The following is a 13390-nucleotide window of genomic DNA, read 5'->3' on the forward strand; positions in this document are numbered from 1 at the left end:
TTGTCTGTCCCGCATTTAGTTCGGGATTCCTTGAGCTTTGATTAAAAGCGAAAGTTTAATACCGTATTTTCTTTATTTTTTTCTTCTAAGAAAGTTTCTTTAAAAATGTAATGAAATCGAAAAGCAATTTCGCTTTGAGATTCATGAATACCGTTAAAAAACAATAAACTAGCAATGAATAAACACTTTTTACACGACGACGTAGGAGGGAAGTGTAATGTGTGTGGAATAATATTTTTGTAATATTTATATTGTTAACATTTCGTAATTTTAAAGACCCCCGTAAACTTAATAACCATCTAACCAATAACTTTTAAATGAATACGGAATACCCTAAGTTTTTATCTAAAATTGCTAAAGGTGAAGACAAAATTGAAGGTGAAGCGCAGGATTCTCTTGCAAAAGTAATTGCCAAAATCATAAAAAAGGACGACCTCGAAAAAAAAGTAATCGGTCTAGAAGGTGATTGGGGTTCAGGCAAATCAAACTTAATTAAAATTATCCAATCGAAATTAGGTGAAGAATACCACACTTTTATTTTTGATGCATGGGGAAGTCAAGAGGATTTAACTAGAAAATCCTTTTTGGAGCAACTTTTAAATGAGTTGTTTAACGAAGAGTTTTTGACGAATAAGGAAGAGTGGAAATCCCTTAAAAATAGGCTCTTATCTAAAACTTCCACCACGCACACACAAAAATTTCCTCAAATAAAACCTCATTGGTTGATTCTTTCTTTATCCTTTTTGGTATTAACTGTTCTTGCTGGAACTTATGAATACATAGGTAAGGAATTTGATATAATTAACTCGATTTATTTTGGCTTTTGGAAACCAATTCTATGGATTTACCTTATTCCAATCGCCATAATGATTTGGGGAATGAATTTAACTAGAATAGAGTATCTATCTGAAAGAAGTAGAAATGCTGAAAAAGATCCAATCGATCAAGATACCAAATGGGTGACGATAGGTAAGTTATTTTATTGGTTTAATGGTAGCGAAATAGACTCAGAAGAAGTTCAAAATATCATTGAAAATGATCCATCGGTTAAACAATTTCGAGAATATTTTAAAAAAATTGAAGATGAAATTGAGGGAGGGGGTAAGTTAATTATTGTGTTTGATAATCTTGATCGATTAGATAATGATAAGATTAAATCCTTGTGGTCATCAATACATACATTTTTTGCAGAAGATAACAATTCGTTTAAATCCTGGGTTATTGTTCCCTATGATAAAAAGAAACTTGGTGAGCATTTGAAAGATGATGGTTTAGAGGGGTTTATAAGCAAAACTTTTTCTCTCAATTTTAGAATAACTCCACCTGTTGTAACACAATGGGAAGGGTTTCTTAATGATTCGTTAGATGAATCGTTTGGTAAAAGTATAATTGACAAGGAGGAACATGAGTATCTGGTCAAGCTATTTGATGTATTTTCTTCAAGTAACTCAATAAAACCAAGACAAATAATCAATTATGTAAATGACATTGTTGCTCTGTATGAACTTTGGAGAGAGGATATAAATCAAGGCAATCTAAAACTTAGATATGTTGCCTTGTTTGTTCTGATTAAAGATAATCTTGCCAATAATATTCATAAATCAATTTTAGATAGGGAATATTTAGCAAAAGGTTCGATATTTTTTGAGAATGATGAAGACTTGGATACTAGTATTTCGATGCTGGCATTCGGTGTGAAAAAACATCTTGCAGATGAAGTTCTTCTAGCAAGACAATTGGAATCTGCGCTTCGTGAAGGGAAAAAAGAAATTATTGAATCCTCAACAAAACATAAGGCGTTTCAAAATCATTTTTTCAAAGCTCATTCAGCTATTCCCTTAAAAGAACGAATTAATGGTTTGATTGAAATTTATGACATCATTAAAAGTAAACTTCCAAAATTTGTAATGGAGACATTTTGGGAGAATTTCGGGAAAGAAATAATGGCAATTGAGAATCAATTTCAAGAATTTAATATGAATCATCAAGCAATTTTAACGAATTGCGAACCAAGAATTGGTAAATCAGTCCTTTCAAAACTCTTGAATGAAATGAGAGAAAATATTGATATAGATGATAAACAAGAAAAGTATTATTTTGAAGTATTGAAAATTGAAAAATATATTAATGAGGAAGACATAAATATTGATTTGAAATCGATGTTGACTAAAACAGAATTCAATGCGATACCATATTTTGGTTATGTGAATAAAGTTCAGAAAAACTTCAAAAATCATAAAATAACTTGTAGTAGCGAAACTATTGATAAATGGTTTTTTGACGAAAATCAAAATCTTGACATAGACAAAGTTGATACGCATTTAAGCGAGTTGACAATACTTAAAAAGGAATACAACGCGAATAAGATTATTGATAATATTATTCTTCAACTTAAAGGCCTGTCTTATAATCAAAAAGATAAGTTTTCAAAGTTCTTAAGAATTTTAAAAGGTCTCAAATCAAAACCGTTGGAGCTAGAACTTTCAAACCAATTCTATGCACAATTAACTTCTGCTAGGCTTCAAGAAGATAATATTTACGTTGATGCATATTGTATTGCTATATCAAATTTTACTACCGCCCATTCTCAATCCGCTAATTTCCAAAGTTCTCTGAGAAGTTTAACAGATGAACAAATAAAGAATATTTCCAGGAGCATTGAATGGTACTTTTCTTATGGTGACTTATTAAAACTACTTACTACGAATGTAACTGCAAATGGTTTCTCTAAGCTTAACGAGATTGCCTACGATCTTACTACCAATAATTATGGAACTCAAAGATTAAATGTAAACTGGACTACCAAAGAGTTTGACAAAATAGTAGAGAAAGTCTTTGGGAATGACGAAAAACGTAGCAAAGATTTTATAGAGAAGATAAGTATTTGGCACATGTATTTTGATGCTGAAGTATCAACAGTTTCAGACGGTGTATTTGGATTTTTGGATCGAAATGATTTAAAACTGGTTGAACTAATAATTAATAAATCAAAAGAGCATTTTAATGAAATGTCAAAAGAGGACATAATGATATCCTTTAGGGAAAAGAACAAAAACTATCTGATTCTAAAAGCTTTAGTAGAAAATAATCACTTAGATAAATTTTCTAATGCATTTTACAGTGCTTATGATGATTTCATTAAAGGCGTTGCAATGGAAAAAGAGGAAGTTCCAGAAATAGGGTTTTGGGATGATTTAATAGACGTAATGAATGGAAACAAGCTAAGAAGTACCTATACATCTGTAAGAGATATTTTTATTAATGAAAGAGGAGAGTTAAGAGATGACGAACTTTATTTTCTAGAAAAAGGCCTTATAAATTTTGGTAATCTAGCTAAAAAACCAGAGAGTGCTACCCTTAAAATAATAATACCGTTGATTGAATCAGATGATAACTTCGAAAGTGTCTTTTTGAGCAATCGAAAAGTTCTTATAGATGTAATAAATAGTTCAAAGGAACATAAAGAAACAGCAGTCGGAGAACTTCAATTAAAATATAATTCAGAAAAATATGGTAGTAATGACAAATTGGAAGAAGTGGCAAAATCTCTAGGGCTGAAGAAAGAAAAAGAAAGTAAGGATGAGGAAAGCTTAAAGTGATGGGGCGAAGAAAATGCGGGCGAGTAGGGGAGTGAATTTATTCATGTAGTTGTTTATTGTTATTTAAAGGTATTCATGAATGCTTCGCATTTGTGGCTAAAAGGAATATAATTTCGACTACTAATTAAAAACTGGTTAAATGGACGATTCTACTATAGTTAAAATGGGTTATGCTATCCAGAATTACTTGGAAAAATCAGGTATAAAATCAGCTAAACCTGCTGAATTAATGGAACCGTTGATAGAACTTGGTTTTTTTGAAAAAGACCAGAGTAAAGGACTTCCCCTTCGTAATATATTGAGAGATTTGAACAAAGCCAATAAATTATACTTATTACCACAAGTAAAAAAGGAATTGAAAACTCAAAACATTTGGTGGAGTTTTGAACCTCTTAAATTCTAACTACTTACCAGTCAACATATCCTAACATTATGTCAAATAGGAACAGAAAAGAGATTTCTTTGGAATACGTAGGGGTAGCAAGTGCACAGAAATTTTATTTCGGAAATTTTGAGCTTTTGCGGGATTCTGACGAGAATCCTCTGAAAAATTTACTAACGAGCAGTTTCTCATAAATCGCAAAATTCAAAATATCTAAAAGGTTTTGCTTTCCCGCCCGTACCGAAAAGGCACGTTCGGGCGGGTTTCGGCGAGATGGCGCGTTGGCAATCCCGATGCAAGATCGGGACGGCGATTGGCTGATGCGTTGCTATCCAATTCTAAGAAGTATTCCAGTAAAACGGCTTTTACATACGCGAGAAAAAGTGATTACCCGGTGGGTGATCGCTTTTTTCGGCGAGAAGATGCGGCTGCAATGATATAGAACACTGGCGTGTCACTATATCCGCAATTATGTAAAATGCAAGCATGCGCTGTTTTACGCATTCCCAGCCGCACAGGTCTCGCCGCCAATCTAAAAAGTCTACTAGACTTTCTAGATTGTCACGTGTACTATAATGTTCCGCGTTATTGCCTGTCCCGAATTTATTTCGGGATAACTTGAGCTTTGGTTACGGCATAATAATAAAGATTGAGAATCTTTATTATTTGAGCGAGATGGTGCGTAGGCAAAGTTGTTACAATCTTCCTTGTTTTTTTCTTTCTAAAAACTTTCTTCTCAAAAAGTAATGGAATACGCTTTGCCCAAGCGACGATAGGAGCGAAGTGATAATGTGTATGAAGTGGGATTCTCCACTTAATTTTTTTAATGGAAAAAGAATTTTGTAATAATCACATATTAAAACCTAACCACAAACAGCAATTTGCTTCTACAATTCTACATCCTCAATACACTTTTTATCATACTGTTCTTCTACGTGTTTATCAATTACAAAATTACCCCAACCCACAATAGAATTTATAAGAGGAATGAGTGTTTTTCCATATTCGGTCAATGAATATTCAACCTTTAACGGTGGCTTTGTATTATAAGCTTTTCGGCTAATCAGGCCATCGTCTTCCATACTTTTTAACTGAATACTTAACGTTCGTTCAGTAACTCCGTCCATTTTTTTTCTTAACTCATTATATCTTAATGGCCCTTTAATCAAGTGAAATAACATTACCACTTTCCATTTACCGCCAATGATTCCCATGGTTACGCTTGCCGGACAAGGGTATTCCTTATTGTTTATTGTGTACATCTTTTTCCTTAAATATTTCTTAAAAGTTAAACTATCCAATTGGATCGTTATTGTGCAGCTCCTATACAACCCATAATTTTGGGCACTATAAAAATTATAGTACAAATATAAAAAAATAATTTAATGAAACTATTAGAAACATATCAACTAGGAAAAATCACTCTAAAAAACAGGGTGGTAATGGCACCTATGACAAGGTGCAGAGCCATCAATAATATACCCAACGACCTTATGAAAGAATATTATGCGCAAAGAGCTGGCGCAGGTTTAATCATAGCAGAAGGAATAGCTCCATCTCCAAATGCACTTGGTTATGCAAGAATACCGGGAATATTTAATCAAGATCAAATACAAGGCTGGAAGAAAATAACAGAAGCGGTTCATGAGCAAGGCTCAAGAATATTTGCGCAGTTCATGCATACGGGTAGAGCATCACATCCTGATAATATGCCTGATGACGCAGTGGTATTAGCACCTTCTGCCGTATACCATAAAGGAACCATGTGGACAGACCAACATGGTAATCAGCCCTTTCCTTTAGCTAAAGAAATGACCGCTGATGATATTCAAAATACAATTGAAGAATTTGTACAAGCCGCCAAAAATGCAATAACCTCTGGGTTTGATGGTGTAGAAATTCATGCGGGCACGGGATTTCTTATAGATGAATTTATCAATCCGCATACCAACCTTCGTACTGATGAATACGGCGGCTCTTTGGAAGGAAGAATGAAGTTTGCCTTGGAAGTAACACAAAAAATAGCAAACGCTATCGGTAAAGAAAAGGTAGGAATTAGAATTTCCCCTAATGGCATCTACAATGATATGATACCATTTGAAGGAACAGACGAAGCTTTCCTGTATTTGGCATCGTCACTTAAAGATATGGGAATCGCTTACCTACATATGGTAGATCACGAAGCTATGGGAGCTCCTCATGTTTCATCAACTCTTAAAGAAAAAGTAAAAAATGCATTTGGGGGAACCTATATAGCTAGCGGTGGATTCAATGGTGAAACAGCTGAAGATGCCATAAATAATGAACACGGAGATTTAGTAGCATTTGGCAGACCATTTATTGCTAACCCTGATCTTGTGGAAAGAATCAGAGATGGAAAAGATTTTGCGATTTCTGATCCGCAGACGCATTATTCAGCTACTGAAGTGGGATTTACAGATTATCCAACACTTGAAAAAGTAACGGCTTAAAACAAAAGAATTTTTAAAAAGAAATCATGAAAAAAAACAATGACTTAGGATTATTGATTGTCCGAATTTCGGTAGGACTTTTAATGCTATTACACGGAATAGGTAAAATGCAAAGTATAGATTTTGTGCAGCAAAAACTTCTAGAAGGAGGCTTGCCCAACTTTTTATCTTACGGCGTTTATGTTACCCAAGTTATAGCGCCCATACTACTACTTATAGGTTACAGAACCCGTATAGGAGCTGCCCTTTTTATTTTCGGAACACTGTTCGCCATGTTTTTAGTACACTCAACAGAGATTTTTACATTGACCCAACATGGTGGTTGGAGTGTGGAGTTATTAGGATTGTACACTTTTGGAGCTGTGGCACTACTATTTACAGGTAGTGGTAAATACGCAGTATCATCTACACATCAATGGGATTAATTAAAATCAAAAAAATATATCTAATGAAAAATTATAGAATTAAAAATAAGGGAATCGTATTATGGCTGGCATTTTCGCTGTTTTTATACAATAGCGTACAGGTAGCAGCCCAAGAGATAGCAATTGGCACACTTGAAATTGTAGCCGAAATGGATGTAAACCCAGGGAATGTAGCGGTTTCAAAAGAAGGTCGAGTGTTCTCTACCATACACCCCTTAAGACCATACAAATTTCAATTGGTAGAGATTACCGGTAAAACTAGCTATGTTCCTTTTCCTAATAAGGAGCTACAATCTACAGAAGACACCAAATCAGATTCCAAGTTTGATGCACCTCTAGGTGTGTTATTTGATAACAAAAATCGTCTTTGGGTGGTGGATCTGGGCTTCAAAATAGGGTACACCAGACTCTTCGCTTATGATATTGACACCAAGGAAGAATTAATGCGTTTTGATATTCCTAAAGAGTTAGCGCCAAACGACAGTTTTCTCCAAGATTTTGCCGTTGATGAAATAAACGAATTTGTATACCTGGCAGACCCTGTTAAAGCTGTAATTATAGTAATTGACATCAAGAAAAAGGAATACAGAAAAATTGTAGACGTACCCAGTATGCAATCCGAAGATATCGATATTGTTATAGATGGTAAAGTACAAACCTGGATGGGCAATCCTGCCCGAATTTCTGTAGACCCCATAACACTTTCGGCAGATAGGGAGACCTTGTATTACGGCCCTATGAATGGTTATACATGGTATCAATTACCCACCAAAAATATCAGGGAAGGAGAATCGAATGATGAACTCGTAAAACGTGTTTCCCTCGTTGGCGAAAAACCGTTTTCCGATGGTGCTGCTACAGATGATAATGGCAATCATTATTTTACCAATATTCAGAACTATAGCATAGACATGCTTTCTAAAGATGGGCAGCTTACTACATTAATTAAAGACCCTCTTTTAGATTGGCCGGATAGCATAAGAATACATGGAGATTGGATGTTTATTGCTGCCAATCAGATAAATAAATCACCTGCCTTTACTACAGGTGTAGAATTGTCTACCGCACCTTTTCTAGTGTTAAAATTAAAGTACAGATAACACAAAGTACAAACATACAAAGCATCAATAGTTCCACTTTACCTAAAATAAATTTAACAAGTCTTTCTTTTCAAATCACTAAAAGCAGGGCATAACATTAAAAATTAAAAACAGATGAAAAATTTTAGTATCCTATTAATAATCACACTTACAGCATTTTCTTGTTACAGCCAAAAGCGTACGGTTAACCATAGTTCAAATCTCGAAATCGTAAAAAGCACGTACGAAGAAAATAGCAATACACTTCAAAAATATTTAGCGGAAGATGCCACTTGGACGGAGGCCAAAGGATTTCCTTATGGAGGCACCTATACAGGCTATGATGAAGTCGTTAGCAATATATTTTCCAAAATAGGGGCAGAATGGACCGGCTTTAAATTCAATGTAGAAGATTATGTGGCTAGTGATGATAAGGTCATTGCCTTTGGAACCTATTCGGGAACGTATAAAAAAACGAACAAATCATTTACCGCCCGCGTCTCTCACATATGGAAACTAAAGGACGGAAAAATAATAAATTTTGAACAGATTGTGGATAGCAAACCCGTGGTAGATGCCATGCAATAGTTCTGTGAAACGCTATGCACATATTAATTAATCACAAATATAGATTATGAAAAATATAAAATATAAAAGTATAGGTCTCCTATTATCAATCAGCTTTTCACTGTGCTTCTTTATAGGGTCTAGTCAACAAAACAAATTGGCGAAAGCAGAAAAAGATAAACCAATAGGTACACTAGAAATAGTAGCCGAAATGGATATTAACCCAGGTAACGTGGCGGTTTCAAAAGAAGGCAGGGTGTTTTCTACAATTCACCCTATGAGACCTAATAGTATAAAATTGGTTGAGATTACCAGCAAGACCACTTATGTTCCTTTTCCAAGTGAAAAATTACAACCTAAAACTGCGTCTGCATCTGATGATACATTTGATACACCACAAGGGTTAATCTTTGATAATCAAAACCGACTTTGGGTTCTTGATGCAGGTTTCAGTATTGGGCGTACTCGATTATATGCTTTTGATATTGACTCTAAAAAAGAACTCATGCGGTTCAATATTCCTAAGGAATTGGCTCCAAGCAACAGTTTTGTTCAAGATTTAGCGGTCGATGATAAAAACGGATTTGTGTATCTGGCCTGTGTAACTAATCCTGGAATCATTGTGGTGGATATCAATAAAAATGAATTCCGTAAAATTATTGACCTACCCACTATGCAATCTGAAGATGCCGATATGGTCATAGATGGTAAAGTGCAATACCTAAATGGTGAACCTGCCAGAATCGCTTTAGACCCCATTACCATTTCTGCGGATAAAGAAACCTTGTATTATGGTGCTATGAATGGTACAAAATGGTATCAATTACCCACAAAAAACATTCGTAATGGAGCAACTGATGCTGTAATAATTAAACAGATTTCCGTCTTGGCAGACAAGCCATTTTCTGATGGTGCCGATACCGATGAGCATGGTAATCATTATTTTACCAATATTCAAAACTATAGTATTGATATCCTTTCAAAAGAGGGCAAATTAAGTGTCTTGAAAAAAGACCCATTACTAGATTGGCCGGATAGCGTTAGAATACAAGGAGATTGGTTATATATCGCAGCTAGTCAAGTGCATAAAACACCGGCTTTTGCTAATGGCAAGGAGTTGTCAGATGGACTTTTTAGAATTCTGAAATTAAAATTCAAATAGTATGAAGAGTATATGCCTAAAATTATCCATACTATTTTCATTGTTTTTCTTAAAAAGCATCGCTATAGTAGCGCAAGAAAAAGCAATAGGAACCCTTGAAGTGGTAGCGGAACTAGAAGTTACCCCAGGAAATGTAGCGGTTTCTAAGGAAGGACGAATATTTTCTAGTATTCATCCCTTTAGACCTAGCAACTATCAATTAGTAGAAATTACGGGTAAGTCAACTTATGTACCTTTTCCTAATGAGCAGGTACAATCCACTTCAGATAACAAATCAGACAATAAATTAGATGCTCCCCTAGGTATTATTTTTGATAACAAAAACCGACTTTGGGTGCTTGATGTAGGTCTAAATATTGGGCATACAAGGTTGTTTGCCTATGATATTGATACCAGAAAAGAAGTGCTTCGTTTTGATATTCCTTTAGAATTTGCACCCAGTACTAGTTTTGTACAAGATTTGGTGGTGGATGAAATAAATGGCTTTGTATACTTAGCCGATGTTAGAAACCCCGGAATTATTGTCATTGATATTCGTAAAAATGAATTTTCAAAAATTATTGATATCCCAAGCATGCAACCGGAAGATATTGACATCATCATAGACAATAAGGTGCACTATAGAAAAGGGAAACCTGTGCGTATTGCTTTAGATGCAATTACTATTTCTGTTGACAGGGACACGCTGTATTATGGTCCAATGAATGGCACCAAATGGTATAAAGTACCCACGAAGCAGATAAGGGAAGGTGCAGAAAATGAGGAAATCATAAAACATATTGCTGTGGTAGGCAAAAAACCAATTTGTGATGGTGCTGCTACAGATGAAAACTACAATCATTATTTCACCAATATTCAAAATAATAGCATTGATGTGCTTTCAAAAGACGGGACCTTGAGCACACTTAAAAAGAGTCCTTTTTTTGATTGGCCAGATAGTGTAAGAATCCAGGGAGACTGGCTATATATTGCAACCAATCAGATACACAAGTCACCTGCTTTTGGAGAGGGTATTGAAAGGTCCACGGGACTATTTAGAATATTGAAACTAAAATTTAAATAAAAAAGATGAAAGATTTAAAAGGTAAGAAAGCCATAATTACAGGTGGCAGTAGAGGTTTAGGTAGAGCTACCGCCATAGCACTGGCTAAAGAAGGTGTAGAAATAGCCATTACGGGTAGAAATGAAGAAACCTTGCAACAGACCGTTGCCGAGTTAGAGGCAATCGGCGTTAAAGCGATGTATTCCGTTTTTGATATTAGTAAGTATGAGGAAGTAAAAAATAGTATTAAGGAAATTTTGAATACCCTTGGTGATGTAGATATTTTAATCAACAATGCTGGTATTGCTACTTTGGGATCCTTTAATGATATGGAGGTTGATGTATGGACACAAATGATTGAAACAAATGTGCTGGGCACCTATTTTGTAACCAAAGAAGTGCTACCGTTTTTATTGAAAAAGAATGAAGGAGATATCATAAATGTTGCATCTACTGCAGGATTAAATGGTAATGCAAACGTATCTGCCTATTCCGCATCAAAATTCGCGGTTATTGGTATGTCAGAATCTTTAATGAAAGAGGTTCGTAAAAACAACATTAGGGTGTGTACACTTACACCTAGTACCATTGTAACCGATATGGCTATAGAAGCTGGTATTGTAGATGAAGAAGACAACGACCAGGTTTTAAAACCAGAAGATTTTGCCGCCCTAATAGTTGCTGGTTTGAAGCTTCCGGGAAGAGCCATGTTGGTCAATGCATCTTTATGGTCTACAAATCCTTAAATCAATTAAAAAAATGGTAATTATTAAAACACATATATGAAAGTAAATGCATATGCAGTTTCAGAGCCCAAGGGAAAATTAAAGCCTTACACCTATGAATTAGGTATGTTAGGCTCAGAGGAGGTAGATATAAAAGTGTCCTATTGTGGGGTTTGTCATTCAGATTTAAGTATGATGAACAATGAATGGGGAATGACGCAATATCCCCTTGTTCCTGGACATGAAATTATTGGTGAAGTAGTAGCGGCAGGTAATGCTGTAAAAAATATTAAAGTTGGAGATAAAGTCGGTTTAGGGTGGCTATCTGCCTCCTGCATGAGTTGCCAACAGTGTATGGAAGGTTCACATCATCTATGTGAAAATTCCCAATCTACCATAGTAGGAAGACATGGAGGTTTTGCAGATTATGTTCGTGGTCATTGGTCATGGGCAATTCCTCTTCCCCAAGCAATAGATTTAGGTAAAGCCGGACCTTTGTTATGTGGTGGCATTACCGTATTCAACCCCATTATACTTGCAGATGTGAAACCTACGGATACGGTAGGTGTCATTGGAATAGGAGGTTTGGGACATATGGCTATTAAATTCTTAAAACACTGGGGCTGCGAGGTTATCGCATTTAGTTCAAACCCTGCTAAAAAAGAAGAGATTTTAGCTATGGGTGCCACCAAAGTGATTAACTCCAGAGACCCTAAGGAATTAGAAACTATTGCAGGAAGTCTAAATTTCATTCTAAACACCACCAATGTAAGTTTAGATTGGAATTCTTACCTAACAACTCTAGCTCCTAAAGGTAGATTGCATACTGTTGGTGCAGTATTGGAACCCATGGCTATTCCAGCATTTGGCTTAATTGGAGGAGAAAAAACAGTAGGAGGGAGCCCTATAGGAAGTCCGGCTCTAACCAAAACAATGTTAGAGTTTTGTGTACGACATACTATCTACCCAACGGTAGAGGAGTTTCCTATGGAAAAAGTTAATGAAGCAATAGAACATCTAGAAAAAGGAAATGCACGATTTAGAATCGTCTTAAAAAATTAGACGAAATTAACTTTAGTGTATAAATCTAATTAGCGCAAGTATAAAGGAAAGAATCTAGTAGACTTTATCGGAACATTTGTGTCAACCATAATTCATTTTTACGCCTAAATTAAGTTCAAATAAAATATAATAATAGAAGCATGATAAAACCGAGACAAAAAGCACCCGAGTTAGCAATTAAATTAGTGAATGATACCACGTGGGAATTGAGTGATCAATCACCTGAAAATTTTACCATGATATTGTTTTACAGGGGTAAACATTGCCCTGTATGTAAAATGCAGTTAGAAGAGCTACAGAAAAAGTTAGATAAGTTTATACAACGTGGCGTTTCTGTAATAGCCATTAGTACAGACACTGAAGAAGTTGCCAAAGCCACGTATGGCGAATGGGACATTTCAGATATTCCATTAGGTTATGGCTTACCTATAGAAGAAGCCAGAGAATGGGGTTTATTCATTTCTGAAGGTATTAACAACGAGCCTAAACATTTTGCCGAACCTGGATTGTTTTTGTTAACTCCAGAACAAACAGTTTATTGGGAATCTATACAGTCTATGCCATTTGGCAGACCTAGTTTTAACGATGTTTTAGGTGGTATCGACTATATCTTAAAAGCAGATTATCCTGCTAGAGGGGAAGCATAGTTTTTTTATTAAATAGCTAACAAAACTAAAAGGTTGATGAAACTCATGTTTACATCAACTTTTTAGTTTATAATAAATAGCGGTTTAAAATTATGGGCAGTTTGTTACTGTAAGAAAGTGTTTTAAAACATTTCAGTAGAAACTAAACCCGTTGACAAGCGTCTGGAAATTGTGTTTAAAATACGAGTGAATAAATTGATTGAGAATCAAATTTATATAGCTGCGAGTA

12 protein-coding genes are annotated in these 13390 nt (G+C 35.1%); 11 read left to right on the forward strand and 1 reads right to left on the reverse strand.

Annotated features, from left to right (window positions below; translation table 11 throughout):
• Nucleotides 1-317 precede the first annotated feature (317 nt).
• Nucleotides 318-3599: a P-loop NTPase fold protein gene (locus B4Q04_RS09630; protein WP_088696677.1), complete on the forward strand. Its 3282-nt coding sequence runs from the start codon at nucleotides 318-320 to the stop codon at nucleotides 3597-3599.
• Between the two features lie 139 nt (nucleotides 3600-3738).
• Entirely contained in the window at nucleotides 3739-4002 is a 264-nt protein-coding gene (locus tag B4Q04_RS09635) for a hypothetical protein (protein ID WP_088696678.1), read from the forward strand.
• A gap of 866 nt (nucleotides 4003-4868) precedes the next feature.
• Here the strand turns inward: B4Q04_RS09635 and B4Q04_RS09640 are convergent.
• Nucleotides 4869-5243, reverse strand: a complete 375-nt coding sequence (locus B4Q04_RS09640; RefSeq protein WP_088696679.1) for a winged helix-turn-helix transcriptional regulator — start codon at nucleotides 5241-5243, stop codon at nucleotides 4869-4871.
• Between the two features lie 123 nt (nucleotides 5244-5366).
• Between B4Q04_RS09640 and B4Q04_RS09645 the strand changes: the two genes are divergently transcribed.
• The 9 genes from B4Q04_RS09645 to B4Q04_RS09685 all read left to right on the forward strand — a co-directional run bounded on the left by B4Q04_RS09645 (nucleotide 5367) and on the right by B4Q04_RS09685 (nucleotide 13161).
• Nucleotides 5367-6452, forward strand: coding sequence for an alkene reductase (locus B4Q04_RS09645; RefSeq protein WP_088696680.1), 1086 nt, complete (start codon nucleotides 5367-5369; stop codon nucleotides 6450-6452).
• A gap of 26 nt (nucleotides 6453-6478) precedes the next feature.
• A complete protein-coding gene (locus B4Q04_RS09650) occupies nucleotides 6479-6877 on the forward strand; it encodes a DoxX family protein (protein WP_088696681.1) in 399 nt (132 codons plus the stop codon).
• 23 nt (nucleotides 6878-6900) lie between these two features.
• Nucleotides 6901-7977 (forward strand): L-dopachrome tautomerase-related protein, encoded by a 1077-nt coding sequence (locus B4Q04_RS09655; protein WP_161496063.1) that lies wholly within the window; start codon nucleotides 6901-6903, stop codon nucleotides 7975-7977.
• A gap of 114 nt (nucleotides 7978-8091) precedes the next feature.
• Nucleotides 8092-8544: a nuclear transport factor 2 family protein gene (locus tag B4Q04_RS09660; RefSeq protein ID WP_088696683.1), complete on the forward strand. Its 453-nt coding sequence runs from the start codon at nucleotides 8092-8094 to the stop codon at nucleotides 8542-8544.
• A 46-nt stretch (nucleotides 8545-8590) separates the two neighbouring features.
• Complete coding sequence (locus B4Q04_RS09665) at nucleotides 8591-9685, forward strand: L-dopachrome tautomerase-related protein (RefSeq protein WP_088696684.1); 1095 nt, start codon at nucleotides 8591-8593, stop codon at nucleotides 9683-9685.
• A 1-nt stretch (nucleotide 9686) separates the two neighbouring features.
• The gene (locus B4Q04_RS09670; RefSeq protein WP_088696685.1) at nucleotides 9687-10748 is read left to right on the forward strand and encodes an L-dopachrome tautomerase-related protein; all 1062 of its coding nucleotides are present in this window, start codon (nucleotides 9687-9689) and stop codon (nucleotides 10746-10748) included.
• Nucleotides 10749-10753: 5 nt separating this feature from the next.
• Nucleotides 10754-11473, forward strand: coding sequence for a 3-ketoacyl-ACP reductase (locus tag B4Q04_RS09675; protein WP_088696686.1), 720 nt, complete (start codon nucleotides 10754-10756; stop codon nucleotides 11471-11473).
• Nucleotides 11474-11509: 36 nt separating this feature from the next.
• Nucleotides 11510-12514, forward strand: a complete 1005-nt coding sequence (locus tag B4Q04_RS09680; protein WP_088696687.1) for an NAD(P)-dependent alcohol dehydrogenase — start codon at nucleotides 11510-11512, stop codon at nucleotides 12512-12514.
• A 140-nt stretch (nucleotides 12515-12654) separates the two neighbouring features.
• A complete protein-coding gene (locus B4Q04_RS09685; protein WP_088696688.1) occupies nucleotides 12655-13161 on the forward strand; it encodes a peroxiredoxin-like family protein in 507 nt (168 codons plus the stop codon).
• Nucleotides 13162-13390: the final 229 nt, after the last annotated feature.

Source organism: Zobellia sp. OII3 (assembly GCF_002211465.1).
Classification (GTDB): Bacteria; Bacteroidota; Bacteroidia; order Flavobacteriales; family Flavobacteriaceae; genus Zobellia; species Zobellia galactanivorans.

What these genes read in the sequence shown, in the direction of transcription:
- B4Q04_RS09630 (WP_088696677.1), top strand. Translation starts at nt 318, where the DNA reads ATGAATACGGAATACCCTAAGTTTTTATCTAAAATTGCTAAAGGTGAA.
- B4Q04_RS09635 (WP_088696678.1), top strand. Translation starts at nt 3,739, where the DNA reads ATGGACGATTCTACTATAGTTAAAATGGGTTATGCTATCCAGAATTAC.
- B4Q04_RS09640 (WP_088696679.1), bottom strand. Translation starts at nt 5,243, where the DNA reads ATGTACACAATAAACAATAAGGAATACCCTTGTCCGGCAAGCGTAACC.
- B4Q04_RS09645 (WP_088696680.1), top strand. Translation starts at nt 5,367, where the DNA reads ATGAAACTATTAGAAACATATCAACTAGGAAAAATCACTCTAAAAAAC.
- B4Q04_RS09650 (WP_088696681.1), top strand. Translation starts at nt 6,479, where the DNA reads ATGAAAAAAAACAATGACTTAGGATTATTGATTGTCCGAATTTCGGTA.
- B4Q04_RS09655 (WP_161496063.1), top strand. Translation starts at nt 6,901, where the DNA reads ATGAAAAATTATAGAATTAAAAATAAGGGAATCGTATTATGGCTGGCA.
- B4Q04_RS09660 (WP_088696683.1), top strand. Translation starts at nt 8,092, where the DNA reads ATGAAAAATTTTAGTATCCTATTAATAATCACACTTACAGCATTTTCT.
- B4Q04_RS09665 (WP_088696684.1), top strand. Translation starts at nt 8,591, where the DNA reads ATGAAAAATATAAAATATAAAAGTATAGGTCTCCTATTATCAATCAGC.
- B4Q04_RS09670 (WP_088696685.1), top strand. Translation starts at nt 9,687, where the DNA reads ATGAAGAGTATATGCCTAAAATTATCCATACTATTTTCATTGTTTTTC.
- B4Q04_RS09675 (WP_088696686.1), top strand. Translation starts at nt 10,754, where the DNA reads ATGAAAGATTTAAAAGGTAAGAAAGCCATAATTACAGGTGGCAGTAGA.
- B4Q04_RS09680 (WP_088696687.1), top strand. Translation starts at nt 11,510, where the DNA reads ATGAAAGTAAATGCATATGCAGTTTCAGAGCCCAAGGGAAAATTAAAG.
- B4Q04_RS09685 (WP_088696688.1), top strand. Translation starts at nt 12,655, where the DNA reads ATGATAAAACCGAGACAAAAAGCACCCGAGTTAGCAATTAAATTAGTG.